Source organism: Desulfuromonas svalbardensis (assembly GCF_055389415.1).
This window is the reverse complement of the sequence record NZ_AP042416.1, coordinates 2,975,519-3,001,702: the sequence shown is the minus strand read 5'-3', so window position 1 is coordinate 3,001,702 and position 26,184 is coordinate 2,975,519. Positions and strand designations below refer to the sequence as shown.

Here is a 26,184-nt window from a genome sequence, read left to right as displayed (position 1 = left end):
TAACAGATGGCGAACTTTAGAACACATTTTTGTATACGGCGTTATTTTTAGTATACTTATATAGCTATGTCAAACGAAATGTGGGAGATTATGAGATGAAAGGTTTTTTATTTATTGTAGAATATTCTTGGGATGTTGTTGTGGTAACTCTTTGAAAATATGAAGTTTTTTGTTTGGGGTATCTATTCTGAAGATGTTTATTCCCCAAAGGTTTGTTTCTGTTTTGAGTCTGTTGTGTGCATTCTTCTTTAATGAGTTAGGTGTGTAGCTGAACAAATTAACTTACGCTGTTAGATTCTTGCATAAACAGCAAAAGCCCATTCTCTTTAGAAAATGGGCTTTTGAGGTGAAATATATAATGTTGCTAATCGTTGTTAGATATTAAATTTTTTGCGCAACTTTTTTGATTTTTTATTCAGTTTTTCATCGTTGTAACGAACTACGTCATCAAAAAGAGAACTTGCTGTTTCAGTGTCACCTTTATGATAATAGGCCTGTGCAAGATAAAACTGAACGTGTCCCATGTCGTAAAATTCGGGGTAGTCATTGCGCAATTTCTCGAGGCGGCTAATTGCAGCTTGGTAGCGTTTCGTTTTGAGATAAAAATGGCCGATATAAATTTCATTTTCAGCTAAACGACTGCGACACTGTAAAATTAAATTGTCGAGTTCTTGTGGGGTAACTTTGCTTGGAAAATTCTTTTGCAACTGCTCAAATGTTGCTAGAGCATTGCGGGTGGCCGTTTGATCACGGTCCGCTGCAAGAATTTGGTTGAAGTGTGCTTTTCCCAAACGCAACAAAATATCGCTTTTACGAACACTTGCAGGGTGTTGTTTCAGAAAGTCTTCGTATGAAGCAATTGCCTCAATATATAGTTCGTCTGCCAGTTGTGCGTCGGCAATTTTCAATTCAGATAAAGCCGTCAGCTCAGGTGATGTGAAGCTGTCGCGTACTCGTTGCCAATGTTCTATCGCTTTTGTGTATTCCTCTTCTTCAAAAGCCATTTCACCTTGTTGAAAATAATATAAAGCATCTTTTGTGATGGGTTCTACTGATTTAGAGGCACAAGCACTCAGTGTAAGGGCGACTATGCATAAAATGATACAGTTTCTCATAGTGTAATTTATCCTGTTAAAGAAGGATGACAAGTTGAAGAACTAAAAGAGTATATTAAAACATGCAGCAAGAGGACTCAAGAATTATTCTCTGCTTAAATGGTCTGTCACATTTAATTGATCTTTTAATTTTTCTAAAGCTCTTTTCTCGAGTTGGCGAACCCTCTCTTTACTGATTCCATAATAGTCCGCAAGTTGCTGTAATGTCATTGAATCATCATCCAGCAGCCGCTTTGTTATGATGTGTTGCTCGCGCTCATTGAGAGCTGAGATGGCTACCTGAATTGTTTGGTTACGTAATAGAGTTGATTCAAAAGTGATAAGGTTTTGTTCTTGGTCGCAACGTTGATCCGCTAAGTTTTCAATGTGGCTAGTGTCACTGTCTGGTGTTAGGGTCATATCGAGAGAGCTATCTCTTCCACTCATCCGCGCGCTCATCTCTTCTACAGCCCGACAGCTTACATTTAATTGTTTGGCAATTTCTGTCGTATCGTCACCATGCTGATCAGAACCTGCAAGTTGCTTGATGGCATCACGTGTTTGACGCAATTTAAAGAACAGTTTCTTTTGCGCTTGCGTCGTACCGATTTTAACCAAAGACCAACTACTCATAATGTAATTATGCATGTAGGCACGAATCCACCACACCGCATAACTTATCAATCGAATATTTCTTGATGGATCAAATTTTCTGATGGCCATCATGAGGCCAATGTTTCCTTCTTGAATTAAATCGATTAATTTTAAGCCGTAGGCGCGGTATTCGTAGGCTACTTTGACAACAAAGCGCAAGTTAGCGCAGGTAAGTCGATGTGCCGCATCAAGATCGTTGTTTTTTTTGTACTGCCACGCAAGTTCCGCCTCAGTTTCGCGATCTAGCGGTTCAACATGGCTGATTTGAGACATATACTGTTCAAACGAATCTAACGCTACAGGTAAATGATTCATTGATAGCCCCTCTCCTCAGTAATTGTGTGAGTATCAAAACTCTATTTTAGCACTCTCGGGTGTAGAGTGCTAATGAAATTTCACATGCTGGGAGTAAGCTGAATTTACTGGCTTTGCTGCGGTGTCGTAACGGTCGCGGCTGAACTACTTTGACAGGGGATAATCAGGGAGATGATTTGACCACGCCGAGCAATAAGGACGTTTTTTTGATCAATAGTAGGTTGAAACTCAGCCGTTCCCTGACAACTAATCTTGTATCGCGCATTGTAATCAAGGGCAGGGATAAACGCTGGGATCAGGTAGTCAATATCATCTAATGTGCAGGAGATTGCATCGTAGAGATTTGGTTCAGCTTCATCTCGTTGTTGGTTTTTGTTGAGATCGAGAAAGGCTTCAATTACTAGCGTGCCCCGCTCAGTAGAGATAACAGGTGCTTTATCTAAAATAATATTGAGAATGTTCCCTTTTTTTTCAAGGGGCATAGCATCGCTTCGTGAAAAAGATTCTTCTGCTTGTTGTTGATTTAATTGAGCGTTCTCAGGTTCTGCGCTGCTAACGGTTGGAATAAAAAGTGTGGCGCAGAGCAGCAAGATGACAATATTAAGTTGTTTGCAATAATTTTTCATATAGCTAAAATTGCATGAACACTTTAAACGTGTCAACTAGTGAAATGGAATAAAATGATATTGTTGCTGCGCAACAAAAAAAAGTTGTAATGTATACTGAAATGGTTATAATGATTTTTTTAATGGTGTCGTCAAGTGGTGATGCTTTGTTTTAATGCAAAATGGAGGCTAATAAAGTTATGCGATTTTTTAAGTTTTGTGGTATTTGCTTACTTTTACTCGTGAGTGTTACGTTTGCGAGTGCATCTGATGCTGAACTGCGGACGATGGCAAAAGCGATGTTTCAACCTGTTCCTACCGTAGCACCCATTTTGAAAGGGAATGTTGCTAGTGATGCTAAGCTAACGCTAGGTCACATGTTATATTTTGAGCCGAGATTATCGGCATCACAATTAATTAGCTGTCAAACATGTCACAATGTCGGACTTGCTGGAGGCGATTTACAAGAAACATCGACAGGTCATGGTTGGCAAAAAGGGCCTCGTAACGCACCAACAACCTATAATGCTGTATTTAATAGTGTGCAATTTTGGGATGGTCGGGCGAAGGACCTTGCTGATCAAGCTAAAGGGCCAGTTCAGGCTTCTGTTGAGATGAACAATACACCTGAGGCTGTTGTGACACTTCTAACATCTATTCCAGATTATGTTGAACTGTTTAAACAAGCATTCCCGACAGAGAAAAGTCCTGTTACCTTTGACAATATGGCTAAGGCCATTGAAGTGTTTGAAGCAACACTCATTACACCCAATGATGGCTTAGACCGTTTTATGGCAGGTGATGACAAGGCTCTCACTGCAGACCAAAAAGCTGGACTTGATCTTTTTGTAAATAATGGCTGTGTTGGTTGTCATGATGGCCTTAATCTAGGTGGAACCGACTACTTCCCATTTGGTGTTGTCGAACAGCCTGGTGCCGAAGTTTTACCTGTTGGCGATAAAGGTCGTTTTAAGGTGACAAACACCGCATCAGATGAGTACGTGTTCCGTTCACCGCCATTACGCAATATTGCACTGACAGCCCCTTATTTTCATTCTGGTAAAGTGTGGACGTTAACGCAAGCTGTTGCCATTATGGGTACGTCACAGTTAGGCATGGAGTTGACTGATCAAGAAGTTGAGTTGATCGTTAACCTCCTTGAAGGTTTAACTGGCGACCAACCACTGGTGATGCATCCTCTGCTTCCAGCTAGTACAGCATCAACTCCACAACCTGTATTGCAGGTTAAACTGAGTCCTACACACTAAATTGTTTGATTCACTAGCGGGCTGTCTGAATAGATGGGCCGTAGCGAAAATAGACTGCTTAAGACCCGTTATTCGAAAATGATCGGCAATATGGGCTAAGTCAGGCTGTTTCGCAGCAGTGTTCTACACAAGAACCAAAAAGGCCATCGCATAACTGCGATGGCCTTTTTGGTTGTGTTATAGGGGCAGTATTACTGAGCCCAACGATCAGTAATCAGTTGCTGTAGGTGCTTAACGTAGATATTTGCCCAGGCTGGGTTTTCACCTAAGCCTTTAAGAACAGCAGTGACGTTGATACCCATGTGTTCAAATTGGGTTTTCCACGAGTCTTCCTCATTACTGGCCATGTCGTTGCTGGCATGGTCTCCGGCAACAATCATCAGGGGCTTGAGCATAACATTAGAAATACGTTGCTCTTTTAGCCCCTCTTTAACAACCTCTGGGGAGGGGAAGCCTTCAACAACACCAATGAATATTGGTACGTCGGGATACATTTCACGCATAGCATGTTGCAATTCGACATAGCAACCGGTACTAAAATACTCGTTGCCATGGCCCATGTAAACTAAAGCCTGACCGTTTTTACGAGCTATAGCGATATCGCTGGCTAACGCTTTAGCCGCTTGGTGGATGTCCTCATGATAGGGAAATACATCACCATGGGTGCCAAGTGCTGGACGGCCAATAGCCAGCGTTTTAAACGGCATAAAGCGTTTTTTAATGGTTTTAATGCTATTGAGACCTGTTATATAGGCGCTTAGGTCCTGAAATTCTTCGCCAGAAAAAATATGGGTCGGTTGTACGTAGATGGTGCGGTACCCAGCATCCTGTAGGTTGGCAATCGTCGCCAATGGCCCCTGAACGTAAAGGATCTGTTTAGGGATTTCGGGGTGAGCTTTTTGGAACGCTAGATCTGTCTGACGTTCATGCCAGATTTTACGAATGATGTTGGAGGTAAAAGCCAATTCCACCTTAGCTTCAGGGAACGCCTGTTGCACCTTGGCCTGAATATTGGTGAGAGATTTCAGCGCCCGCGGGTAGCTGGTGCCGAAGTTGGCTAGAACAATGGCGGTTTTATCCTGAGCCGATGCACTCAGGGCACAACCGAGTAGTAGCAGGGTAGAGATAAGAATAGCCCATGTCTTTTTCATTGTATCGCTCCTTGTGTTATTTAAAATTCGTACGCCAGTTGTGCGGTGAGGGACTTACTATTGTCGTCGCTGCCACCGTCATGTTCGTCATAGTCTTTGTCGTATGCATATTCTAAGGTCAAAGCGGTGTCTTCGAACAAGCTGATACCAATACTAGCCATGAAGCGTTGTTCCGGTAAGATTCCAACTAGAGCTTTGCTGCCTTGGCATGCCAAAGCAAAGGCCATTTCGTTACCTACTAGTTCAACAACGACAGCTCCTTCAATGTTGAATGTGTAGGGATTGATCTTTTCGCCCTCAACATTCAGATCTTCTAGGGCCAAAATATACTCTCCAATGAGAGTAACATTGCCGATACCGAGCACACCTTGGACGCCAAAACCTGAGATATAGTCTCCTGCAACGGCTGCATCGCCAAATTCTTCAGTTAATAGGTCGGAATCGAACAATGAACTGGTGTAGCTGGTGTCAACGGCAACATTCCAGCCCCCTGCTTCAAAGCTGTAACCCACATGAGCGCCATATTGTTCAATGGTGCTGGAATCATCCCCTTCGCTGGTGTCACCGTTAAAGGCATAGAGTGCGCTGTGCCAGTTTTCTGCTCCGAAGCCAACTTGAAGGGCGGTCTCTTGCGTCTCAGCCATTTCAAGGGTTAAAGGATCAGAGATCATGAAGGTGGTGAAGTTACCAAAGGGGACATACATCCTACCGGCACTAAGGTAGAAGGGAGTTTCTTTGCTATTACCGATCGTGACAAATGCCTCGTCGATTACAACATCGTCGTCATCTCCTTCTTCGTAGAGAAACAACACATGGCCCTGAACCCAAGGGTGGGCCTGAGCATCAATGGCCAATTCTACGGTGGCCAGTTCGAGGCCACTACTGTTATTACCGCCAAAGTCATTAGTGTGGTTGGCTTCCACTTCAACTACGCCGCTCAGCGTGAGGCTTTGGACCACTTCCTCAGCAATCTGATGTTGTTCCCCTTTGCTGATGGTGGGTTTTTTAATGGTGTGAGGTCCCCCGGTTTGAACTACCGAAAGACGTTGTGCGAGTAATTCATCGACTTTTTTCTCAATTAGGCGTTGCATCTCTGCGCTGAGTTGTTGGTTCGATCCATTTTCGTTGGCTAGGGCGGGTAGGGTGCATAACAGTAGAAGTGCTGCAAAAAGTAGAGCGGTGATTCGTTGGTGTCGCATTTTTTACCTCGCGAGTATGATGGCTGCAAAAGCAGCGAATAAAAAAATCCCCGCAATACTGTATTATTGTATCGCGGGGATGCCGTTTTTCATCCACTAATTTATGAGCAATGCTGCCAAACCACGAAGTTTTTTCTACGATGAGAAATAAACATATAGCGAAAAGTAAGATAGTCCTTAATCCACGAAGGCTGATCTATTTGGCAAACATCATCAAGTAGGTCTTCTGGCTTCCAGGTCATTCTACTAATCACACCTTCCCACTTTGTATTGTCCAAAGCAGTGGTTGTTGTGATGTTCGTCACTGGTTACAGCGGCGGGACCGCGACGGATTTGCACCGTCTTCCCTTTGTTGTCCATTTTTAGTTTGGATAACAGCCTTTAATGGCACTCAATTGGCTATTCATATAGCGCACTGAGTTATTAATGGTCAATCGCTATTTATTGTTGGTCCAAATTTAACGAATAAAATGGAAAAATTAAAACAGTGGCTAGTTTTAGATGGATGATTTAGTCTTGGGACTTATTAAAACTGTTCGGTTGATTAGTTTTTTCTCTGAATTAGAGTAGAGTGGATTGAATCGTGTTTCCTCTTAAGCGTAATAGTTTGTATAAAATACTCTTTCTTTGCATTCTGTGTATTCAGTGCCTCTCTCTTCAGTGCATGGCAGCAAATGAAGAGATAACGGTTCAGTCAAAACAGTTTGTTTCTGAACGGCATAGTTCGTTGTTTCATCGAACATTCTGTCGCAGTTTGCTCTCTGCCCCTAAAAAGATCTCCTATGTTGAGTGTGATCGTCTACATTTAACACCTTGTCAGATCTGTATCTCCTCTGCCCTGAATGATCGTCTAAAGTCTGATCTACATAAACGACGTTACGAACAACAACAACAGATACGAGCTGAGAACGCCAAGAAAAAAAGGGCCGCTGTCCTTAAGAGGCAACAGCAACGACGCGAGTCCCTTCAACTGGAAAAAGAGCAAGAGGCGCGTCAGCAGGTGATTGAACGTCGTCAACAAGCAAAGGATAGAGTTGCAAGAGACGGTGCAGAAGTTGAAAAAGAGCAGCAACGAGCGCAACAACTTTTGGAGCTACGCCATCAACAATATAGAGTTGATGTTGAGAAAATAAAACAACGACTTAAAGAGATTGAGGTCGCATTTACGGTGCAAAATGTCAGTGGGTTTTCATTACCAAAACATTTTTTTTCCATCCAAACTCATATTGTCGGTAATCTCGATTTCCCCCTCGACAAACAATCAATCCGTTATGGCTACACCATTCAGTGTAATGACTCATGCTATGCTTATTCCATACATGATAACAGTGCACCGCTTACCTTTTTGTCGACAAGCAACATAGTGCGTCCCACGATTACTGTCACGACTAAGTACTTTCTGGAAACAGAACAGACTGTTCTTCTTGAGGATGAAAATTTTAAAATAGCCTTGCATAAAATTAGTTATGCCGCTCCGTTGTCAGTTGATATATCCATTAGGAATAAAAGTAAAACAGTCCAAAAAATTGAGAAGATGTCAGTTACACTTAATGATATCACTTATTATTTTGTACTAGACTCAGTTCTCATTCTTCCACCAAAATCATCCCTCAGTCATTTGATGGTCGATATCTTTTCTCCTGATCCAACAATCACTTTATCGCCCCAAATACAGCGACTCAGTCAACCACTCATTTATAGTGATCTGTTTAAGCTTCGCAACAATGTTCATTTAGCACTGTCAGTGTATTGCAAACAGCAATCTATTGATCAGAATACCCCTGAATTTCACCAACAGATTGAGGTGCCTTTGAGAGATCTTTTTTATCAGTAATGTAGATATCTTCTATTGGTTGTTAAGCTCGATGTTCGTGGTAGGTATTGGGGGGGGGCAACCTTTCCAGTGCTCAACACGTTAGATGGAGGCTTCTTAGCAATATTGAAATCAGAATTTGTTTGGACACCAGCAGAGCGAATTCATCATTGAGTTAACCTGTGTAACTCTTTATCGATAGTAATTACATAAAAAGTGTAACAGTACTCACGTAATGAATAGTGGCTATTTCAGTGAAACACTCTTTGTTGTTTGAAAAAGGTCAGCCCTAGGGCTGGCCTTTTTTCGTAGATAGATTATCGTTGTATACATGATTTACCAATCCTGAGAATGGATGGTTTTGATCTCGCTGTGAGTGGAGAATATTCTACACTTGATAGAATATTCTCCATGTTTAGATGCCCCGTTAGGATTAGTCATAATCTAACTGACTGTAATTAATGGATTAATCTTTGTTGGCATACACTGTGAAGATATCTCATGTAGATGAAGTTAATTTGAATCACAACACAGGAGAAAATTATGAAAAGACATTGGTTAGTATTGATGATTGTTATGATGCTGTCGTTACCTGCATTGGCGCTAGCAAGCAATTGTTGCCCGAGCGAAGCAGCAACGGGAACAATGAATCATGAGCAAGGCAGCATGGCTATGAATGGTGAGATGATTATGCTCGGCGCTGAAGTGAAAAACGGAGTAAAAGGGATGGCCCACCTCAAGGATGTGAGCGCAGCAATGACTAAGATGGGGATGACCACCACTCATCACCTGATGATGATGTTTTCCAATGTTCAGAGTGGACAATCCATGGAGCAAGGTAGTGTGGCAGTCAAGGTGACCACGCCTTCAGGACAGCAACTCAAGGCGCTGAAGTTGATAGGAATGCAGGGGCATTTCGGCGCGGATGTGACTTTGGATGAAACGGGAATCTACCAGCTTAGCATCGGTACTCGGTTGGATGATGGGAAAAAACGGATCTACACATTTAGCTATGATAACTAGCAGGCTGTCGGACTTGACACGAACCTACTGCGAATCAGCTGGACTTTGCCCATATTCCCGTCCATTTTCGACAAATAGGCTCACTATTCGCTCTCAAATGGTCGAAAATCTGGTCTCAAGCCAGCTGTTTCTCGCTACGGCTCGTCAAACCCGACAGCCAGCTAGCAGGTGATGATTCAGACCTCCTCTGCGTATGTTTAGACTTGGTTTGACGATACGTGTTGCCAATTGCAGATCATTCATTGTGGCTCAGCCGCTTGTTGCCTTGGAGAATTTCTTTTTGGACGCTGATGTTTGTATTGTTGGCAGATAATGAACAGTTTGCGGGGTGAAGGTATCCATCCCTAAATGGAGGATATTATGATGTTCATTTTTCGTTGCATGATTTTTACACTTTTACTTTTTTCTACTGCGGCTAGCATCTCTTTGGCTGAAACGGAAAACTCCCCTGACCTTTTAGCGAGTATTGTTGCACAAGCTCTTGAAAATAACCCCGATCTTAAGGCTGCAACGGACCGCTGGCAGCTCTTTGAGCATCGGGTCGTTCCAGCGGGTTCACTGCCTGATCCATCTCTTTCATTTAGCCTTGTCAATTATCCTATTGATACGTTTAAGGGCGACCAGACCCCTATGACGGGTAAGGATATTAAGTGGACTCAGAAAATTCCCTATCCGGGAAAGCTCGCCTCCAAGGCTGGCATGGCTAGGCAGCAAGCGTATTGGTATAAGAGTGTTCTCGAAGATGCCAGACTATCCTTGGTGCAGAAAGTCAAGGATGCCTATTATGAACTCTATTTTCAAACCAAAGCCATTGTTGTCACCGAAAAAAGTCTTAAGATTTTGGACGACTTTACCCGCCTGACAGAAACGATGTACGAACTAGGTACAGGAATTCAGCAGGATGTGCTCAAGGCTCATGTTGAGCGTTCTAAGCTGATGGATCGACTCATCGTTGTTAAACAGCAGCGAGAAACAGCCTTGGCTCGACTCAACAGCCTGCGTAACCGACCCACCTGGGAGGCTTTGGATAATCTTCCCGAACTTATTTTGCCCCAGATGATGACCTCTATCGCAGCTCTCCAAGAGCGTGCTCTTGCAACACGACCCATTTTTGACGGCTATCGCTCCATCATTGAGCGAGCCAAACAGCAGCGCAAATTGGCTCGTCTCGATTATCGTCCTGACTTTACTCTTTGGGGTGGCTACCGATTTCGCGAGGAAATTTCAGGCGGAGATGACGGCACCGACTTTATCAGTGCTGGAGTAAGCATTAATCTCCCCTTTAATCGAAAAAAGCGTGACGAGGGTGTTGCCGAGGCAAGTTCTGCCCTGAGCATGGCCCACGCGCAAATGAACGAGATGCGTAATAGGGTGAAATTCAGCATTCATGATGCGTACATTCAAGCGGACAAGGATCGCACTCAGGCTCTGCTCTACCAAACCGGAATCATCCCCCAGGCCAAACAGGCCTACTTGGCCAGTCTCTCCGCTTATCAGGTCGATAAAGTTGATTTTCTGACTTTGTTGGATGGACTGATGGCTCTGTATCGCTACGAGGTTGAATATCACCGCGCTGCAACCGATTATTTGCGTGATCTAGCTCGTCTTGAGGCGGCTGTTGGTACTGATCTTGATCGCGATAGCACGTAAAGGTAATTGGATAAATATTAACATTGTTGGAGCTTTTTCTATGAAACAGCATATACAAAAAATAGTGGCAATTATTCTGGCATTCACCTTTGTTTTATTGGGTGGTGGCAACTATCTTTTGCACAGTTTCCACCAACGACAGCTGGGCCATTATGACGGACCCGGACATGTTCATGCTGAAGATCAGAAGTGGACCTGCGGCATGCATCCAATGGTGATCAGCGATGAACCTGGTTCCTGCCCAATTTGCAGCATGGATCTTACCCCTTTAAAATCGGGGATTGTTGAAGGTGATGTTGACACTTTAGGTGAGCGTAAGATCAAATACTGGGTTGCCCCCATGGATGCCACCTATATCCGCAACGAACCGGGTAAATCTCCCATGGGTATGGACTTGGTTCCCGTCTACGAGGGGCAGGCATCTTCGGGTTCTGTCATCCGTATCGACCCCGTAACCATCCAGAATATGGGTGTCCGTACCGATCTGGTCGAGCGCAGGAGTATCAGCAGGCAGATTAGTACCGTTGGACTGGTCGATTACGAAGAGCCGCACCAGTATTCGGTTAACACTAAAATTGCAGGTTGGATCGAACGGTTGCATGTCGCTGAAACTGGGAAAATGGTCAAGAAAGGCGATCGCCTTCTTGAAATCTATAGTCCCGAGCTGGTTAGTTCTCAGCATGAATTTCTCCTCGCTCTTCAGAACAAAGTAACCTTGGAGCAGAGTCCCTTTGCCGAGATCGGGGCTGGAGCTGGTCGCTTATTGGCTGCCGCTCGCACCCGTCTGAAACTATGGGATATCAGTGATCGTCAAATTAAAGAACTTGAAACAACAGGACAGGTCAAAAAGACCCTGACCCTCTATGCTCCCTACAATGGCATTGTTACCATGAAGTTGGTTAACGAAGGGGCCTATGTGAAATCAGGACAGGAACTTTTTCAAATCTCCGATATCTCCAGCGTGTGGGTTAACGCCGAGATTTACGAATACGAGATACCCTGGGTGAAACAAGGGCAACAGGCCACCGTTGAATTGCCCTATACCAATGGCGATTCTCTGACCGGTGAAGTGACCTTTATCTATCCTTACGTCGATGCTAAAACTCGCACTGTTAAGGCGCGTATCGAGTTTGACAGTCCGGGTTTAGAACTCAAGCCCAATATGTATGTCAATGTTGCCTTGCAGGCCGAGACCATTAAGGATGCGCTGACCATTCCCGTCGAGGCAGTTCTCGACAGCGGTGACAAGCAAACAGTGTTCGTCGCCCTCGGAAAAGGCAAGTTCGAACCGCGGCAGATTAAATCGGGCATGCAGGACGGTAACGGTTTTGTCGAGGTTAAACAGGGTCTTTTCGAAGGTGAGGCCGTGGTGACTTCGGCCCAGTTCATGCTCGACTCTGAAAGCCAACTGCGTGAGGCGATTCGCAAGATGTTAGAGCCGAAAAAAGATGAGAAGCCGGGTGGTAGCGTCGGGGTTGAGTCCGATGAAGGTGCTGACAATAACTTAGATGATCTGTTTTAGATGTTTGGTAGGTGGAATTCAATTCAAGTTTTAAGGAATCAGCCATGCTTGAAAAAATAATAGAGTTGTCGATACGCAATAAATTCATGGTGATCATGCTCACCATCTTCGCAATCGTCGCTGGTATCTACTCCCTGCGCAACACCCCGCTGGACGCCATCCCTGATCTGTCGGATGTGCAGGTGATCGTTTTTACCGAATACCCGGGGCAGGCTCCGCAAGTGGTGGAAGATCAGGTCACCTATCCATTAACCACCCAGATGCTGGCCGTCCCCCATGCTAAGACGGTGCGCGGTTACTCTTTTTTCGGCTACTCATTCGTTTACATCATCTTTGAAGATGGAACCGATCTTTACTGGGCACGCTCCCGCGTACTCGAGTATCTCAACTATGCTTCAGGAAAACTTCCCGCCGGTGTTAACCCTTCTCTTGGCCCTGATGCCACTGGTGTCGGTTGGATATATCAGTACGTGCTCGAAAGCGACAGGCATGACCTGCAGGAACTGCGCTCCATACAGGACTGGTATCTGCGCTACGAACTGACTGCCGTTGATGGGGTGGCCGAGGTGGCTAGCATTGGTGGCCATGTCAAGCAGTACCAAGTGGCTCTCGATCCGAAACGGCTCATGGCCTATGACATCTCCATTTCAAAGGTCAAGAAGGCAATTCAGCGCAGTAACAGCGATGTTGGTGGGCGACTGTTGGAAATGGCCGAAACCGAGTTCATGGTCCGAGGTCTGGGCTACATCAGCTCGGTTGCAGATGTGGAAAATGTGGTTGTTGACGTCGACGACAGTGGCACCCCTATCCTGGTCAGGGACATTGCTAAGGTCCGCTTGGGTCCCGAACTGCGCCGGGGGTTGGCTGAATCGGACGGTGAAGGGGAGGCGGTGGGCGGTATTATCGTCATGCGCGTCGGCGAAAACGCCTTAGCCACCATCAACAATGTTAAGGATAAGCTTGAGGAGCTCAAGGCCGGACTTCCAGAGGGAGTGACCATCAAGTCGGTTTACGACCGTTCTGGGCTGATTGAGAGGGCTGTCGATAATCTTACCTTCAAGCTTATCGAGGAATGTATCGTTGTCGCATTGGTGATCATCGTCTTTCTTTTCCACCTGCCGAGCGCTCTGGTGGTTATAGTTACGATTCCGGTGGCGATTCTGATCTCTTTCATCATTATGAATTCACAGGGGATCAATGCCAATATCATGAGTCTTGGCGGTATCGCCATCGCTATTGGCGCCATGGTCGATGCGGCCATCATCATGATCGAAAACGCCCATAAGCACCTGGAGCGCGACCGGGGCAAGAAACCCCACACTCAGATTATCATGGAAGCGGCGAAGGAGGTTGGGCCGACGCTGTTCTTCTCTCTGGCTGTAATTACCGTCTCCTTCATTCCGGTATTCACCCTGACCGAACAGGCGGGCCGACTCTTTAAGCCGTTGGCTTTCACTAAAACCTATGCCATGGGTGCTGCGGCCATTCTGGCTGTTACGTTGGTGCCTGTTCTTATGGTTTGGTTTGTCCGTGGTAAAATCACCCCCGAGACGGCCAATCCTATCAATCGGTTTTTGATTAGGCTCTACCATCCGGCCGTCGATTTCGTCCTCAAGTGGCGCAAGACCACCATCTTTGTCGCCTTTATGCTCATCCTTTCTACCGCTTGGCCGATAAGTAAGATGGGCTCCGAGTTTATGCCGCCGCTCTACGAGGGCGATCTGCTCTATATGCCTACCACCCTGCCGGGAATCTCTGTTGATAAGGCCAGAGAGTTGCTGCAGCAGACCGACCGCATCATCGCCACTTTCCCCGAGGTCCATCACGTCTTCGGTAAAGTAGGTCGGGCCGATACGGCGACAGACCCCGCGCCCCTTTCCATGTTAGAGACCACCATCATGCTCAAGCCTGAGGATGAGTGGCGCAAGGTTCCCGTGGATCGATTCTTCAGCGACTGGCCCGGGGGATTGAAAAAACCCCTCAACTGGCTGTGGCCGGAAGAGAAAACGATCTCGGTCGATGAACTGATCACCGAGCTGAACAACTCTATCCAGTTTCCAGGTCTGACTAACGCCTGGACCATGCCGATCAAGACCCGCATCGACATGCTCTCAACCGGTATCAAGACCCCAGTGGGGATCAAGATCATGGGCAACGACCTTGCCACCCTGAGTCGTATAGGCGAACAGGTCGAAGCGGTGGTCAGCGAACTGCCGGGCACCCTTAGCGCCTATGCGGAGCGAGTGGTGGGGGGGAATTATATCGACTTCACCATCGACCGCTTGGCGGCGGCCCGCTACGGATTAACCGTTGGCGATGTGCAGGACGTGATTGAGACAGCCATCGGCGGGATGAACATCACCGAGACCGTCGAGGGCCTTGAGCGTTACCCGGTTAATATTCGCTATGCTCTGGACTATCGCGATAGCCTCCCCGCGCTGAAAAGGGTACTGATCCCCACCCCTAGCGGTGCCCACATCCCGATGTCTCAGGTCGCCGATATCCAGATCACCAAGGGACCGCCGGGAATTAAGAGCGAAAATGCGCGACGTACCGCCTGGATCTACGTCGATATCAAGGGTATTGACGTCGGCACCTATGTGAAGCAGGCCAAGCAGGCCGTTACCGAACAGATTCAACTCCCTTCCGGCTACAATATCATCTGGAGCGGCCAGTTCGAATATATGGAGGAGGCTAAGAAGCGTTTGGCCCTGATCATCCCGCTGACAGTGCTAATCATCTTTGTCATCATCTATGTCAGTACCAAGTCGCTGATTAAGACATGTATTGTGTTTACCGCTGTTCCCTTCTCCATGGTGGGAGCCTTCTGGTATCTCTGGTATCTTGACTACAACATGTCGGTGGCGGTGTGGGTGGGGTTGATCGCTCTGGCTGGTCTGGATGCCGAGACCGGCGTGATCATGATCCTCTACCTGGGGCTGGCCGAAAAACTCTGGGGAGACAAAGGACGACTCAACAATCGTGGCGATCTGATGCAGGCCATTCACCACGGTGCGGTCAAACGGATCAGGCCAAAAGTGATGACGATCGGGACCATCATCGTCGGACTGGCTCCTATCATGTGGAGCACGGGGGCGGGCTCAGACGTTATGAAGCGCATCGCAGCGCCTATGGTGGCCGGGGTAACCACCTCGGGGCTCATGGAGTTGCTGGTCTATCCGGTCATCTGGTATCTGTGGAAAGGCTATAAGCTGAACAAATCCATCAAGCCCACCACCGATGGCGATATTGAAGAGAGTTGAAAATGCTCACCTGAATAGTGATAATGACACGTGTTGTCCAGCTTGCTCCCGATCCTAGGCGCAGGCTGGACAGGTGTGCTTGCTACGTGTAGATTATTCTACAGTTATATCTTTCTTTAATCCTAGTAGGCTGTCAGCCTGCTAGACAGGATTTCTATGTGGAAAAAAAATCGCGTTCGGATCCCGTTATTACTACTGTTGGTTGCCGCGATAAGCTCGCTACACTATTTTACCACCACCCATCATTCACATCTGCATGATATCTATCGCCGCCTGTATTACATCCCTATCGTGCTCGGTGGAGTGTGGTATGCGTTGCGCGGTGGTTTAGGGATGTCACTTCTGGTGTCGTTGGTGTACGTGCCTCATATTCTGATTCAGTGGCAACGGATGCCCATGGCCCATCCGGAACAGTATCTAGAGTTGTTGCTGTATAACGTGATCGGTGGCTTGACGGGTTTGTTAGTCGCCAAGGAACATGCGCAACGATTGCGTGCCGAGCAGAGCGCTAAGGAGTTGGGTGATAGTTACGATCAACTGCGACACCAGGCGGATATGATTTTAGAGATCGAAGATCAGTTGCGTCAGGCTGACCGATTGACAGCGATGGGGGAGCTTTCAGCAGGGTTAGCCCATGAAATTCGCAATCCGTTGGCCTCTATCCGTGGTACTGCCGAGATCCTTAAAGATGCTTTTGCCCCTGAACATCGCTATGCCGAATTTACCACGATTCTGATTAGTGAAGTGGATCGCTTGAATCAAGTACTGGAAGATTTTCTTCACTTTGCCCGTCCGTCATCATCGTCTCACCCCCATTTTTCGCCCTGCGAAATATTGCATGAAGTGGTGAAACTGACGGCTGTCAAAGCGCGAAAAAACACCATTGATATTCTTTGTCCTGATCTGCTGCTGCCGATAGCGGTAGGGGATAGTGCCCAGTTTAAACAGGTATTTCTCAATCTGGTTCTTAATGCTTTACAGGCCATGCCGCAAGGTGGGGCACTACGGATTGAAGTCCAACAGTTGCAACAGCGGGTGTTTCTGACGTTTTGCGACAGCGGTCCTGGGATTGCCGCAGCAGATCTGGATCAGGTGTTTCAACCCTTTTACACTACGAAGCAGGATGGAACTGGACTGGGGTTAGCCATCACCCAGCGTATCGTTCAGAATTCTGGTGGCCACATCAGTGTCAGCTGCCCAGAGACGGGAGGGTGTTGCTTTACTCTCGATCTAGCCGTAGCAGAGAATGTTCAATCGAGTGAGGAGCACCATGACTGAGAAGATATTGTTAATTGATGATGATCCTTCGTTGCGCCGAGTGATCGAATTTACTCTGGAGCAGGCTGGTTATAAGGTGTTGACGGCCAGCAGTGGCGAAGAGGGGTTGCAACTGTTTCGTCAGCACCGACCAGCGTTGGTGATCACCGATGTGCAGATGTCGGGGATTAGTGGTTATCAAGTGCTGGAACAAGTGCTGACGATAGAACCAACCACTATGGTGATGATCATCACTGCCTTTAGTACCGTTGAACAAGCGGTGGGGGCGATGAAAGATGGTGCTTACGATTATCTGACTAAACCGTTTAGCAACGATCAGTTGCGGATTGCTGTGGCGCGGGCGTTTGAGTTCCGCCAGTTACAACAGGAAAATACCAAGCTTAAAGACGTGCTCGCTCAGCACAACATGCAAAAAACGATAATTGGCGAGTCGTCAGTGATGCACCAACTGTTTGAACAGGTTGCTAAAATTGCTCCGACAACGGCAACAGTGTTGCTCAGCGGTGAAAGTGGTACAGGAAAAGAGCTGATTGCTCAACGCCTACATCAATTGTCGCCACGGTGCAAAGAGCCGTTTATTGCTGTTAACTGTGCAGCGATTCCTAAAGACCTGCTAGAAAGTGAGTTGTTTGGTCATGTCAAAGGGGCATTCACTGGCGCAGTGAAGGACCGTCGCGGTAAATTTGTTCTTGCCGATGGGGGTACCCTTTTTCTTGATGAGATCGGCGAGCTGCCCATTGATTTGCAACCAAAATTACTCAGGGCATTGCAAGAACAGCATATTGAACCAGTCGGAGGACGGCCACAAACGGTAGATGTTCGAGTTGTTACGGCGACTAACCGCGATCTATTACAGGCAGTACAGGATGGTTTGTTTCGCGAAGATCTCTATTATCGGTTGGCAGTCATACCACTAAAGTTACCGCCGTTGCGTCAACGACGCGACGATATTCCACTCCTGCTGCACCATTTTGTTTCGCAACATCCCAGTGGCCAAGGTGTAACGTTAACGGCTGAACTCGTCGAGGCTCTTAAAAGCTACGATTGGCCGGGAAATGTTCGCGAAGTGCAAAATGCCGTCGAGCAGATGTTAATCCTGCGTCAAAGTGATCAGCTTAATCTGACCAATATTCCCGCCCATATTGTGACGCCTCAGCGTTCAGTATCAGCTGTGCTTAACTTGCCTAATGAAGGTTACTCCCTCGAAGCCCTAGAGCGTGAAGCCGTTGTTCAAGCACTGCGCCATTGTCATGGCAACAAAACTCGTGCCGCAGCCTTTTTAAGAATTCCTCGACATACACTTCTGTACCGATTGGAAAAATATTCAATAGAAACACCAAAGTAAAAACGATAGTAATTTTCTCGATTGTTTTATTTTCTCTTGAACGCTAGTAACATAAAAAAAGGTTAGCTCGACTTTCGAGCTAACCTTTTTTTATTGTGTTGTTGCGTGAACTACTTATTCTGCGCCTCTGAACCAGAAGCGTAAGAGGTCATCAGCTCATGCGAGCTTCGTAGATACCACCTGCACCGTAGGCATAACGGTAGAGGAAATCATTAATATCTTGTAGTTGTCTTTCAGTCAGAGAATCCCACGAACCATTTTTTGCACATTTTGAGTAACGCTTTACAAATACCTGATCCCAGCCTCGTTGAGTTTTAGATTCGACATGTAAGAAGCTCGCTCCCACATCGTTGTTGCGTTGATGACAGCTTCGGCAGTTACTTTGGTATAACTTCCGACCTTCCCGCCACCATAGAGCCTCAGCCCCTAAGATTCTTCGGCAACGTTCAGCTTGTGTTAGTTGTGGTAGGCATTGATTAGGATTAGCCTCCTGTTCAGTCTGTTGGGCTAGAACTAAAAAGGGTGAGGAGAACAGCAAAACAGCTAAAATGAAAATACTCCATTTTTGCTTTATCATAATAATAACCTCCATTGTTTAGGTATTTGGTTGATCACTTTAATTGAGTTATATTCAAGCCATGGAAAGAATATTCATTTTATTGTTTATAATGATAAATTGAATAACATATATAGTCAAATAAAACTATTTTCAGTAAAGCAATCTATAGCTTTAGCCGTGACAAATCTTCCTTGTTTATTTTTTATTAGTGCAGTTGTAAATTTCACTTATTTCATAGAATTGAAAAGTTGGAATAGTAAACAAGTCAGGAAATCGATAGGGAAAGAATTCCACAATTCTCTGTCGGGTTCCTTAGATTGAAAATATAATCTATATGTTGTTTTCAGCCGTTGCTGGCTTTTGTTCGCTCATAATATTGCCTATCTAGAGGGGTAATTAAAATACGATCAGGAGTACACAATACTAAGATATTGCCAGTGTATGGGCGCTAGTGTTTGTCTGGATTTGTTTCATTGCTGTGCAGAAAGGAGTTCTCTTGGATTTAAATTGTTATTTCTGTATGATTTGTTCATGATTATAGTAACCCTCACACTCACAACGCCTCAGTTAGTGTTTTTCATTGAAGCGTATGCTCGAGAATTTGGCGTATCCCTCAATGAGTGCTCCCCTGCACCTTGCCCATTCACTAAAAACAAGATTCTTGCAGAGCTTGTCGATGTAAAATGCGAGCAACTCAATCATTTTTTTAAAAACCTGCACAAAACAGAACAAGAGTGGTTGAAATACAAACTCTCTATGACACATGCTGAGGTCTCAACTTGGCCACTTGATTCTTCGATTAACTATGAATATGGATCATACGGGAAAATATCCGCCGTATTTGGATTACTCCCTCAGCCTTTAGGTGTTTATCGACATTTAGTTTCCTGATTATCATTGAACTTCCGCCAAGCGAAACCAGTGCTCTAGACGACCATCAGTATTTTAGTAGCAACAAAGATCAGGCGGGAAATATACTCGGAAGACCAAACCGTCGAATGAAATATAGTGGTATTCAGGAAAAGTTTGAAATTAGTATCATGAATTTCTGTTCAATTTTTGGATATAAGGTGACTGCAAAGGCAATGCTGCTCCAGCAAAGGCTTCCCAGTATGAGATTGGTCATTTTAAGGCCATAATGGTAGAACCCTCCCCATACCCGAATAGGGTGATCACGGTTGATTACAGCAATAGGGCGAACACGCCAAGAATTGACATATTTTCTTTCTTTGCCCGGCTGTACAATACAATATTCCCACCAATTGCTATGTACTCGCCAATGCTCGATGGTTCGCCATGGGAAACGCAATTTAGTGCTGAGTAGTTTCCCCTGACTGCCAATCATTTCCCGATGTTTTTTAGTCATGATTTGTCCATTGCAGGTAAACGTGGTGGTTATTCGGACAATAATCACGGCATTATTTTTATCTTTGCTGGCATAGTGTTCTGCGACATGGCGTTTAATGGCAAAGTAGATTCCAGAACCAGCAAACGTTCCTGGGCCTACATACCATTTGCCCTCTTGAACGATTTTGGTTGCGGCATCTTTAAAGCTGGTGCCGTGATAAAAAGTAAGTGTAGGTAAAACGATTGAGATTCCCAGCATGAGTAAGCTGTTGAGTATGATTAAGAAACTGGTCATACAGAAAATAGCTGTTCGATGGGGTAAATAAAAAAACCAATCCTTAATATATTTGACTATGCTTATTTTTCGTGTCCGTCCACGTTTTGGCAGTATAAGATCGTTACTGGCATTGTCAAACATCACTGACCAGTAGAGAAACAGGTCAAAATAGATTGCGCTAACCAGTCTTAATGGTGTCATGAGTAGGTGAATTGCCAACCAGTATGTTGGTGAGATGAGGCTACAGAGTAGTAGCAAGTGGAGCTTGCGTGCTGAACTTCCCTTAGATTTCCTGTACGTGTTTCGTAGTGGATTATATAGCCACCATTGGCAGTAATTGAGAGCAAAAAAAATAGGTGACAAGTCCCATAATTTATTTTTCGAAACAAACGTCACCAATGGAATGAAAAACAATAGAAATATGATGAACAAACATGACAGCATTACCATTTTGTTCTCCAAGTTTGGCTGAAAGCATCATGTGGTCGGACCAAACCAACTTATTGTCTTCCGTTACAATGTTCCGGGTCCTGACGGTTAGCCGGTGGCTGTATCGATCCGGAAATCTGGTTGCAGGTTGGCCCAGTGTTGGCGAAGCTTTACCTTGTGTTTTTCGTTCATCGGCAACTCTTTGAGCTTGGCCGGCCACAAAGTGCGTGCAATTTCCATCACCTCGTATAAGTGGGGTTTGATGGCACGATAGGGAATGTCAGCGTGTTCGGCCCAGGCTTCAAAATTGTCGAATCCAGCCTCATACCATCTCTTTGTTTTCCCAAGATTAAGTGCAAAGTCCTGTTCGTCTTCAAAATAGACTCTGGTCGATACGATATCGTAGGCCGGTGCCAGTCGCGGTGTGATTTTATCACTGTAAATAAGGCTCCAGTTTTTCAGGTGGGCGTCCCCGTTGGCCAGCAGGATGTTTACCAGGAGTCGCCGGGCTAATTGCTGGGCGTCGCCAATTCCATCACCAGAAAAGCGGTAGATCAAATTCCCCATCTGCTCATAGTTGGTGAAATTGTACTTATCGTGCGCATACGCAAACATCACCTGCGCGAAGTCCTCGATGTGAATACGCGCGCCGTTGTCTCGGTCAAAGCGCTTGATGGCGTAGGCCAAGTTTTCATCCGGCAGGTTGATCGGCGGTAGGTTGTCGAGCTTGTTGAGCTCTACCATTTTGATTGGTGGCACATCGATGCCGGCCATTGCTGCCAGAGTCATGGCGGTATATTCGTTTGAAGGGACATCCTTATGCTGGGTCGAGGGGGTTTTGATAATCCAGTCACCCAGTGTTTCGTTGTTTGACAAGTTGTAGCGGCCGTCTTGGTGCTTCATGGAGAACTTCATCTGAACACCAGCCAGCGAGAAGAGCTTAGTGGTTTGAGGGTGTTCTATGATAACTGGCTCGGCAGTTCCTAAGTCGTTTAACAGCTCAGAGGATGTCTCGTCCGGCCCAGCAGGTGTAACGATTAGTGCCCCGGGCAGGTCCTGCCCGAGATACGATAAAATTTCAAATTCGTGGTCAATGTGAACTTTAAGAGTTCTGGTGATCAGTTCACGTAGCGAGCCTTCGGGAAGCATGTTAGACAAGACGGGGTGTAGTTTCTGTCTGCGGGACCATGCCTCCTGCATTAACTGTTCTGCGTCGGGTGAGTTAATACTGGTTGACAGGGTAAACGTCGGCCGAGCGAAATCGTCGCGGTACTCTTGATCAAAGACCAATCTGTTGTTCCCGGCTTTGTTAGTGATCAAATATCCCACCAGCGTGTCGTGAAGTGTCAGTCGCAGCAGTTTGTAGGTTTCGTTGCTACTCATCTCTTTTACCCAAAGGCCTTATGGTGCCTCTCCATGGGGAGTCTGAAAGCTTCCTAGGTGCTGAGGTGGGGCGATTTAGACTTTCTTCCTCTCTGGCTAGGGCAGGGGAAAATGCGCGTTCAATAATATTTGATAAGGCGGTCCTTTGTTCGTCTCTCTCTTCGTTCCCAGAGGGGGCGGTAGTGCGCACAAATTGTCTAGAACCAGATAAGACATCGAGACTTTTGCCCTGTATCTTCGGGATAAATTTCCCCCTGTGGCTGACAGGTGGAATTGCTATGTGCTCGATGGAATGGTTGTCCAGCGTGGTCGTTTCGGTTAATAGAGTAAGATCATTGTTCAGAATGGCGTGAACTAATAGCAGCTTCTCCTTGGGGATAATCATCAGTTCGCTGTTTAAGCCACTGGCGATCAGCTCCAAGGTTTCAAGGCGTGGATTTCCCTTTGCTTCAAGGCGTTGATACTGTTGGCGGGTCATTCCTATCCGCTTTTCCATATCGCTTTGTTTAAGGCCTCGCTGTTGGCGTAGGGTTTTCATCATTTTAAGAAGAGAATATACCATTGTCGGCTCCTATGTTGCTTTTAATTTGCTATGTAGTCATATTGGTTGCTTTTTGGGCTTCTGTCAACAAATGTGTTGCGTCTATAGTGGTTCGTAAGCAAATAAGTTGCTTTTATTGGTTATGTAGTCTTATGAGTTGCCTTGTGGCCCTTTGTCAATATATATGTTGCATAGGGTGAAATAGTGGAACATCATTTAGGGAGTCAGTTAAATAGGATTGGGGGCGGACAAAACCAACTTATTGATATGACAGTGGATATGTGTTCCTTCTTGAAATAAGTTTACACCTAGGGGACTTATTATGGTGAAGCCAGAGTTAACCGTCATCATATTTTCGGGCACGGCTGGCACATTACCTAGCGCTTACATAAATAGGAGTTTCTGCTCAAGTTCGCCTGTGACAGAAATCGATGGCAACAATGGCTGTTTGAAGCCAAGAAACGCTATGGTCTGAAAGCATTGCATTCGGCAGTAAGGCATTTGTAGACGGTATCAAGGGGAAGCTGCAACTAGGGCTAGCGGGACGAAAGAAGTAGAAAGCTAGCGATCATTTTGAACCGCGCGAGCAGGCGGCTACTTACAATGTTCATTTTGGGCTTGAAAATATTATTTTAAGCCAAGAATACACGTTTTTTGGGGGACTTTAAATGCTGAATAATCAATATTGATAGCTTGATTCGACCCCGTTTGGAACTAAAATATAATTTATATGTTATTTATTTTATGGTTATGTATAATATTTATGTTATAAAAGTATGGAAGATAAATAACACAAAGGTTATAAAATGAAATCAAAACATCGCCAAATCATGCGAGAGCAGCTGGATAGCACCTTTACTCATCTGTCCAATGTCAAGGGACTTCAACCCCCCGTTAAGGGATGGTTGCGTTCGATCCGTGAAGCTTTGGGGATGTCGGGTAAACAGCTAGGGGAGCGCGTGGGTGTCAGCCAGCCGCGTGTTGTGCGGATGGAAAAAGACGAAGTCTCTGGTGCCGTCACCATGAGAACCATGCGTCAGGCCGCAGAAGCGATGGATTGTATTTTTGTCTATGCCGTTGTTCCTCGCGCCAGCCTGAAAGAAACTATTCGCAATCAAGCCTACGAGGTGGCCGAAAAACGCCTGTCACGAACGTCTCACACGATGTTACTTGAAGATCAGCAGGTGTCTAGCGAGGAACGACGAAAGATGCTCGAATCAAAAATTGATGATTTGGCGCGCGAGATGCCAAATGATTTCTGGACGTAAAAATGATCCATTTTGAGTACCCCGAAGGGGCAACACCCCTTGATCTGGATGAGGCGCAAGGTCTTTTGCTGCCTCACATCAGGACCAGAGCTGAACTCGATCGCTGGGAGGAAGAGAACATTCTCGAAGCTGAAGATGTAGTATTTAGGCGTAAACAGAAAGACATACTGACTGAGAAATACGCATGCACTCTACATAAGAAGATGTTCGGTGATGTCTGGCGTTGGGCAGGTAAATTTCGTCGTAGTCAGAAAAATATTGGCATTGAGTGGATACAAGTACCTATAGCATTGCGTCAATTGTTTGATGAAGTAAATGGATGGCTTGAGTTTGATTCTTTTCCACCAGATGAAATTGCAGCACGGTTTCATCACCGTCTGGTCTCCATTCATGCTTTTCCCAACGGTAACGGCCGTCTGCACGTTTAATGGCAGATATACTTGCTGCTGACAACAACCTCTTTTTCGAGTTGATTGGCAACTTGAGCTAGGGGGGAGCTTTTGAAACTCTGGTGGGCATCGGTAACACGCAGGTAGAGTGTTTCAAGGGCGGTAGAATCGATGCCGAGCTGTAACTTGAACGGACTAAATCGCGATGTATCTATTTTTTCCTGATAATTTGATGTTGGTAGTTCCATGGCCGTGTCTCCTGAAATGTCCAACAAGTTATTTGTCTATGGTACTGATGTTACGGTAATTATATAGCACTCTTGGTTGTGGTTGTCTTGAGAAATGTCCTGTCAGTTGAGCACATGAAATAGGGGGTATGCTTGCGAATTATGGCTTTTAGCGAACTTCTTTAAAGCAGCGAGCTTTCACTTCCGTGTCCTGAAAATGTCTCAAATAAGCAATAGCACAAACAAAAAAAGGGTTACGCAAATGCGTAACCCTTTGATTTTTTATTCTGGTGCCGAAGGCCGGAATCGAACCGGCACGACCAGAAGCCATCGGTTTTTGAGACCGACGTGTCTACCAATTCCACCACTTCGGCACAAGCAAAACGGAGTATAGAGATAAGGGGGCTATGGGTCAAGCATTTATCTTGTGAAACTGTTTTTTCTTTGATCTGACATTTATTTACAGCCTGTTATTAATTTTTTTTATGCTAAACTTTAAAGATTAGAGGTGTTGATAACGTGTTGTATGGGGGAATGATGAGGGAGGCAATGTTTTGGACGGCTGATGGTAAGGGTGGCGGTGTCTGTGGTTTATGCCGCTTTCATTGTCGTATTGGCAGGGGTCAAAGGGGCCGTTGTGGCGTAAGGGAGAACCGTGAGGGGGGGTTGTATAGCCTTAATTATGGCCTAGCTGTGGCAAATTATGTTGACCCGATTGAGAAGAAACCTTTTTTTCATGTTTATCCTGGTAGTAAGAGTTATTCCATTGCTGCTATGGGGTGTAACTTCCGCTGTTTGCATTGCCAGAATTATTCGATCTCTCAGGTTGATTCGAAGCAGAGTGAAATTGCTGGTGTGCCGTTGTCACCGCAACAGGTTGTTGATGAGGCCTTGGCTTCGGGATGTCAAAGTATCGCCTATACGTATAGTGAGCCAACGGTGTTTTTTGAATATGTTTATGAAACAGCTCTTTTGGCGCGTGAGGTCGGTTTAGTCAATTTATTTGTTACTAATGGCTATATTGCTAAGGAACCGTTGCGTTTGCTTGCACCGTTGATGGATGCGGCGAATATCGATTTAAAAGGATTTTCCGCTGATTTTTACCGTAAGGTGTGCGGTGGCGACCTTGAACAGGTGCTAGAGAGCATCCTTTGTTATCGTGAGTTTGGCATTTGGTTGGAGTTGACAACGTTGTTGATCCCTGACTATAACGATGATGAAGTCGAATTAAAGGCTTTGGCGGCCTTTATTGTTAAAAACTTGGGTGAAGATACACCGTGGCATGTCACGGGATTTTATCCCACTTATCGGCTTACTGATGTTCCACCGACTCCAGTGGAGACATTATTGAAGGCGCAACAGGTTGGCTTTGATGCTGGCTTGAATTATGTTTATATTGGTAATACTCATAAGGATGGTGGTGAAAACACGTTCTGTTCTTCGTGTGGGCAAAGAGCGATAGTTCGGCGTGGTTTTGATGTTGTTTTAAATCGTGTAAAAAATGGACATTGTCTCAACTGTGGCACAATTATCGCTGGCGTGGGGATGGAACAGTTAGATTAAGATGGCGTCGCAAAAAGTCCG

General features: G+C 45.6%; 21 protein-coding genes, 1 tRNA gene, 2 pseudogenes and 1 riboswitch. Of the genes and pseudogenes, 13 read left to right on the top strand and 11 right to left on the bottom strand.

The annotated features are described in order from the left end of the window. Window positions 1-374: 374 nt before the first annotated feature. The 3 genes from bamD to ACZ5KY_RS13465 all read right to left on the bottom strand — a co-directional run bounded on the left by bamD (window position 375) and on the right by ACZ5KY_RS13465 (window position 2,689). Window positions 375-1,115 carry an outer membrane protein assembly factor BamD gene (gene bamD / locus ACZ5KY_RS13475; RefSeq protein WP_464244414.1) on the bottom strand — a complete coding sequence of 247 codons (741 nt, stop codon included), beginning with the start codon at window positions 1,113-1,115 and terminating at the stop codon, window positions 375-377. A gap of 84 nt (window positions 1,116-1,199) precedes the next feature. Beyond that, window positions 1,200-2,063, bottom strand: coding sequence for an RNA polymerase sigma factor RpoH (rpoH, locus tag ACZ5KY_RS13470; protein WP_464244413.1), 864 nt, complete (start codon window positions 2,061-2,063; stop codon window positions 1,200-1,202). A gap of 104 nt (window positions 2,064-2,167) precedes the next feature. Further along, window positions 2,168-2,689 (bottom strand): hypothetical protein, encoded by a 522-nt coding sequence (locus ACZ5KY_RS13465; RefSeq protein WP_464244412.1) that lies wholly within the window; start codon window positions 2,687-2,689, stop codon window positions 2,168-2,170. A gap of 179 nt (window positions 2,690-2,868) precedes the next feature. Here ACZ5KY_RS13465 and ACZ5KY_RS13460 point away from each other — a divergent pair, with 179 nt between their 5' ends. After that, complete coding sequence (locus ACZ5KY_RS13460; RefSeq protein ID WP_464244411.1) at window positions 2,869-3,936, top strand: cytochrome-c peroxidase; 1,068 nt, start codon at window positions 2,869-2,871, stop codon at window positions 3,934-3,936. A 191-nt stretch (window positions 3,937-4,127) separates the two neighbouring features. Here ACZ5KY_RS13460 and ACZ5KY_RS13455 read toward each other — a convergent pair whose 3' ends face one another. Together ACZ5KY_RS13455 and ACZ5KY_RS13450 are read right to left on the bottom strand one after the other, a co-directional pair. After that, window positions 4,128-5,087 carry a sirohydrochlorin cobaltochelatase gene (locus tag ACZ5KY_RS13455; protein ID WP_464244410.1) on the bottom strand — a complete coding sequence of 320 codons (960 nt, stop codon included), beginning with the start codon at window positions 5,085-5,087 and terminating at the stop codon, window positions 4,128-4,130. 20 nt (window positions 5,088-5,107) lie between these two features. Further along, the gene (locus ACZ5KY_RS13450) at window positions 5,108-6,286 is read right to left on the bottom strand and encodes an LbtU family siderophore porin (protein WP_464244409.1); all 1,179 of its coding nucleotides are present in this window, start codon (window positions 6,284-6,286) and stop codon (window positions 5,108-5,110) included. A gap of 199 nt (window positions 6,287-6,485) precedes the next feature. Further along, window positions 6,486-6,696, bottom strand: a riboswitch (cobalamin riboswitch). 173 nt (window positions 6,697-6,869) lie between these two features. On the opposite strand from ACZ5KY_RS13450, the gene ACZ5KY_RS13445 reads away from it, so the two are divergent. From ACZ5KY_RS13445 to ACZ5KY_RS13415, 7 genes are all read left to right on the top strand, one after another. Then, window positions 6,870-8,120: a cell envelope integrity protein TolA gene (locus tag ACZ5KY_RS13445; protein WP_464244408.1), complete on the top strand. Its 1,251-nt coding sequence runs from the start codon at window positions 6,870-6,872 to the stop codon at window positions 8,118-8,120. A 522-nt stretch (window positions 8,121-8,642) separates the two neighbouring features. Further along, window positions 8,643-9,122, top strand: coding sequence for a hypothetical protein (locus tag ACZ5KY_RS13440; RefSeq protein WP_464244407.1), 480 nt, complete (start codon window positions 8,643-8,645; stop codon window positions 9,120-9,122). 360 nt (window positions 9,123-9,482) lie between these two features. Next, a complete protein-coding gene (locus tag ACZ5KY_RS13435) occupies window positions 9,483-10,772 on the top strand; it encodes a TolC family protein (protein WP_464244406.1) in 1,290 nt (429 codons plus the stop codon). A gap of 40 nt (window positions 10,773-10,812) precedes the next feature. Then, the gene (locus ACZ5KY_RS13430) at window positions 10,813-12,294 is read left to right on the top strand and encodes an efflux RND transporter periplasmic adaptor subunit (protein ID WP_464244405.1); all 1,482 of its coding nucleotides are present in this window, start codon (window positions 10,813-10,815) and stop codon (window positions 12,292-12,294) included. 44 nt (window positions 12,295-12,338) lie between these two features. Then, entirely contained in the window at window positions 12,339-15,557 is a 3,219-nt protein-coding gene (locus ACZ5KY_RS13425; protein ID WP_464244404.1) for an efflux RND transporter permease subunit, read from the top strand. A 156-nt stretch (window positions 15,558-15,713) separates the two neighbouring features. Next, window positions 15,714-16,835 (top strand): two-component system sensor histidine kinase NtrB, encoded by a 1,122-nt coding sequence (locus tag ACZ5KY_RS13420; protein ID WP_464244403.1) that lies wholly within the window; start codon window positions 15,714-15,716, stop codon window positions 16,833-16,835. Further along, window positions 16,828-18,180, top strand: coding sequence for a sigma-54-dependent transcriptional regulator (locus tag ACZ5KY_RS13415; RefSeq protein WP_464244402.1), 1,353 nt, complete (start codon window positions 16,828-16,830; stop codon window positions 18,178-18,180). Before ACZ5KY_RS13420 ends, ACZ5KY_RS13415 begins: the two co-directional genes overlap by 8 nt. A gap of 151 nt (window positions 18,181-18,331) precedes the next feature. Here the strand turns inward: ACZ5KY_RS13415 and ACZ5KY_RS13410 are convergent, their stop codons facing one another. After that, window positions 18,332-18,757, bottom strand: a complete 426-nt coding sequence (locus ACZ5KY_RS13410; RefSeq protein WP_464244401.1) for a c-type cytochrome — start codon at window positions 18,755-18,757, stop codon at window positions 18,332-18,334. A 513-nt stretch (window positions 18,758-19,270) separates the two neighbouring features. Here ACZ5KY_RS13410 and ACZ5KY_RS13405 point away from each other — a divergent pair. Next, complete coding sequence (locus ACZ5KY_RS13405) at window positions 19,271-19,630, top strand: hypothetical protein (protein WP_464244400.1); 360 nt, start codon at window positions 19,271-19,273, stop codon at window positions 19,628-19,630. A gap of 124 nt (window positions 19,631-19,754) precedes the next feature. On the opposite strand, the gene ACZ5KY_RS13400 is transcribed toward ACZ5KY_RS13405, so the two are convergent. From ACZ5KY_RS13400 to ACZ5KY_RS13390, 3 genes and pseudogenes are all read right to left on the bottom strand, one after another. Beyond that, window positions 19,755-20,504 (bottom strand): poly(ADP-ribose) polymerase family protein, encoded by a 750-nt coding sequence (locus tag ACZ5KY_RS13400; protein ID WP_464244399.1) that lies wholly within the window; start codon window positions 20,502-20,504, stop codon window positions 19,755-19,757. Window positions 20,505-20,900: 396 nt separating this feature from the next. Further along, a complete protein-coding gene (locus ACZ5KY_RS13395; RefSeq protein ID WP_464244398.1) occupies window positions 20,901-22,175 on the bottom strand; it encodes a type II toxin-antitoxin system HipA family toxin in 1,275 nt (424 codons plus the stop codon). A gap of 313 nt (window positions 22,176-22,488) precedes the next feature. Further along, a pseudogene (locus ACZ5KY_RS13390) lies at window positions 22,489-22,737 on the bottom strand (helix-turn-helix transcriptional regulator); the annotation flags it as partial. A 330-nt stretch (window positions 22,738-23,067) separates the two neighbouring features. On the opposite strand from ACZ5KY_RS13390, the pseudogene ACZ5KY_RS13385 reads away from it, so the two are divergent. From ACZ5KY_RS13385 to ACZ5KY_RS13375, 3 genes and pseudogenes are all read left to right on the top strand, one after another. Beyond that, window positions 23,068-23,211, top strand: a pseudogene (locus tag ACZ5KY_RS13385) (transposase); the annotation flags it as partial. Window positions 23,212-23,522: 311 nt separating this feature from the next. Beyond that, complete coding sequence (locus ACZ5KY_RS13380) at window positions 23,523-23,984, top strand: mobile mystery protein A (protein WP_464244397.1); 462 nt, start codon at window positions 23,523-23,525, stop codon at window positions 23,982-23,984. Between the two features lie 2 nt (window positions 23,985-23,986). Then, the gene (locus tag ACZ5KY_RS13375; protein WP_464244396.1) at window positions 23,987-24,412 is read left to right on the top strand and encodes a mobile mystery protein B; all 426 of its coding nucleotides are present in this window, start codon (window positions 23,987-23,989) and stop codon (window positions 24,410-24,412) included. On the opposite strand, the gene ACZ5KY_RS13370 is transcribed toward ACZ5KY_RS13375, so the two are convergent. Both ACZ5KY_RS13370 and ACZ5KY_RS13365 read right to left on the bottom strand, forming a co-directional pair. Next, a complete protein-coding gene (locus ACZ5KY_RS13370; protein ID WP_464244395.1) occupies window positions 24,409-24,621 on the bottom strand; it encodes a hypothetical protein in 213 nt (70 codons plus the stop codon). The genes ACZ5KY_RS13375 and ACZ5KY_RS13370 overlap by 4 nt on opposite strands. Window positions 24,622-24,888: 267 nt before the next feature. Then, window positions 24,889-24,974, bottom strand: a tRNA-Leu gene (locus ACZ5KY_RS13365). Between the two features lie 163 nt (window positions 24,975-25,137). Between ACZ5KY_RS13365 and amrS the strand changes: the two genes are divergently transcribed. Continuing rightward, window positions 25,138-26,163, top strand: coding sequence for an AmmeMemoRadiSam system radical SAM enzyme (amrS, locus tag ACZ5KY_RS13360; protein ID WP_464244394.1), 1,026 nt, complete (start codon window positions 25,138-25,140; stop codon window positions 26,161-26,163). Window positions 26,164-26,184 lie beyond the last annotated feature (21 nt).

Excerpts from the sequence above, each read along its gene's own strand:
- bamD (WP_464244414.1), bottom strand. The coding sequence starts at position 1,115 with ATGAGAAACTGTATCATTTTATGCATAGTCGCCCTTACACTGAGTGCT.
- rpoH (WP_464244413.1), bottom strand. The coding sequence starts at position 2,063 with ATGAATCATTTACCTGTAGCGTTAGATTCGTTTGAACAGTATATGTCT.
- ACZ5KY_RS13465 (WP_464244412.1), bottom strand. The coding sequence starts at position 2,689 with ATGAAAAATTATTGCAAACAACTTAATATTGTCATCTTGCTGCTCTGC.
- ACZ5KY_RS13460 (WP_464244411.1), top strand. The coding sequence starts at position 2,869 with ATGCGATTTTTTAAGTTTTGTGGTATTTGCTTACTTTTACTCGTGAGT.
- ACZ5KY_RS13455 (WP_464244410.1), bottom strand. The coding sequence starts at position 5,087 with ATGAAAAAGACATGGGCTATTCTTATCTCTACCCTGCTACTACTCGGT.
- ACZ5KY_RS13450 (WP_464244409.1), bottom strand. The coding sequence starts at position 6,286 with ATGCGACACCAACGAATCACCGCTCTACTTTTTGCAGCACTTCTACTG.
- ACZ5KY_RS13440 (WP_464244407.1), top strand. The coding sequence starts at position 8,643 with ATGAAAAGACATTGGTTAGTATTGATGATTGTTATGATGCTGTCGTTA.
- ACZ5KY_RS13435 (WP_464244406.1), top strand. The coding sequence starts at position 9,483 with ATGATGTTCATTTTTCGTTGCATGATTTTTACACTTTTACTTTTTTCT.
- ACZ5KY_RS13430 (WP_464244405.1), top strand. The coding sequence starts at position 10,813 with ATGAAACAGCATATACAAAAAATAGTGGCAATTATTCTGGCATTCACC.
- ACZ5KY_RS13425 (WP_464244404.1), top strand. The coding sequence starts at position 12,339 with ATGCTTGAAAAAATAATAGAGTTGTCGATACGCAATAAATTCATGGTG.
- ACZ5KY_RS13420 (WP_464244403.1), top strand. The coding sequence starts at position 15,714 with ATGTGGAAAAAAAATCGCGTTCGGATCCCGTTATTACTACTGTTGGTT.
- ACZ5KY_RS13415 (WP_464244402.1), top strand. The coding sequence starts at position 16,828 with ATGACTGAGAAGATATTGTTAATTGATGATGATCCTTCGTTGCGCCGA.
- ACZ5KY_RS13410 (WP_464244401.1), bottom strand. The coding sequence starts at position 18,757 with ATGATAAAGCAAAAATGGAGTATTTTCATTTTAGCTGTTTTGCTGTTC.
- ACZ5KY_RS13405 (WP_464244400.1), top strand. The coding sequence starts at position 19,271 with ATGATTATAGTAACCCTCACACTCACAACGCCTCAGTTAGTGTTTTTC.
- ACZ5KY_RS13400 (WP_464244399.1), bottom strand. The coding sequence starts at position 20,504 with ATGTTTGACAATGCCAGTAACGATCTTATACTGCCAAAACGTGGACGG.
- ACZ5KY_RS13395 (WP_464244398.1), bottom strand. The coding sequence starts at position 22,175 with ATGAGTAGCAACGAAACCTACAAACTGCTGCGACTGACACTTCACGAC.
- ACZ5KY_RS13380 (WP_464244397.1), top strand. The coding sequence starts at position 23,523 with ATGAAATCAAAACATCGCCAAATCATGCGAGAGCAGCTGGATAGCACC.
- ACZ5KY_RS13375 (WP_464244396.1), top strand. The coding sequence starts at position 23,987 with ATGATCCATTTTGAGTACCCCGAAGGGGCAACACCCCTTGATCTGGAT.
- ACZ5KY_RS13370 (WP_464244395.1), bottom strand. The coding sequence starts at position 24,621 with ATGGAACTACCAACATCAAATTATCAGGAAAAAATAGATACATCGCGA.
- amrS (WP_464244394.1), top strand. The coding sequence starts at position 25,138 with ATGAGGGAGGCAATGTTTTGGACGGCTGATGGTAAGGGTGGCGGTGTC.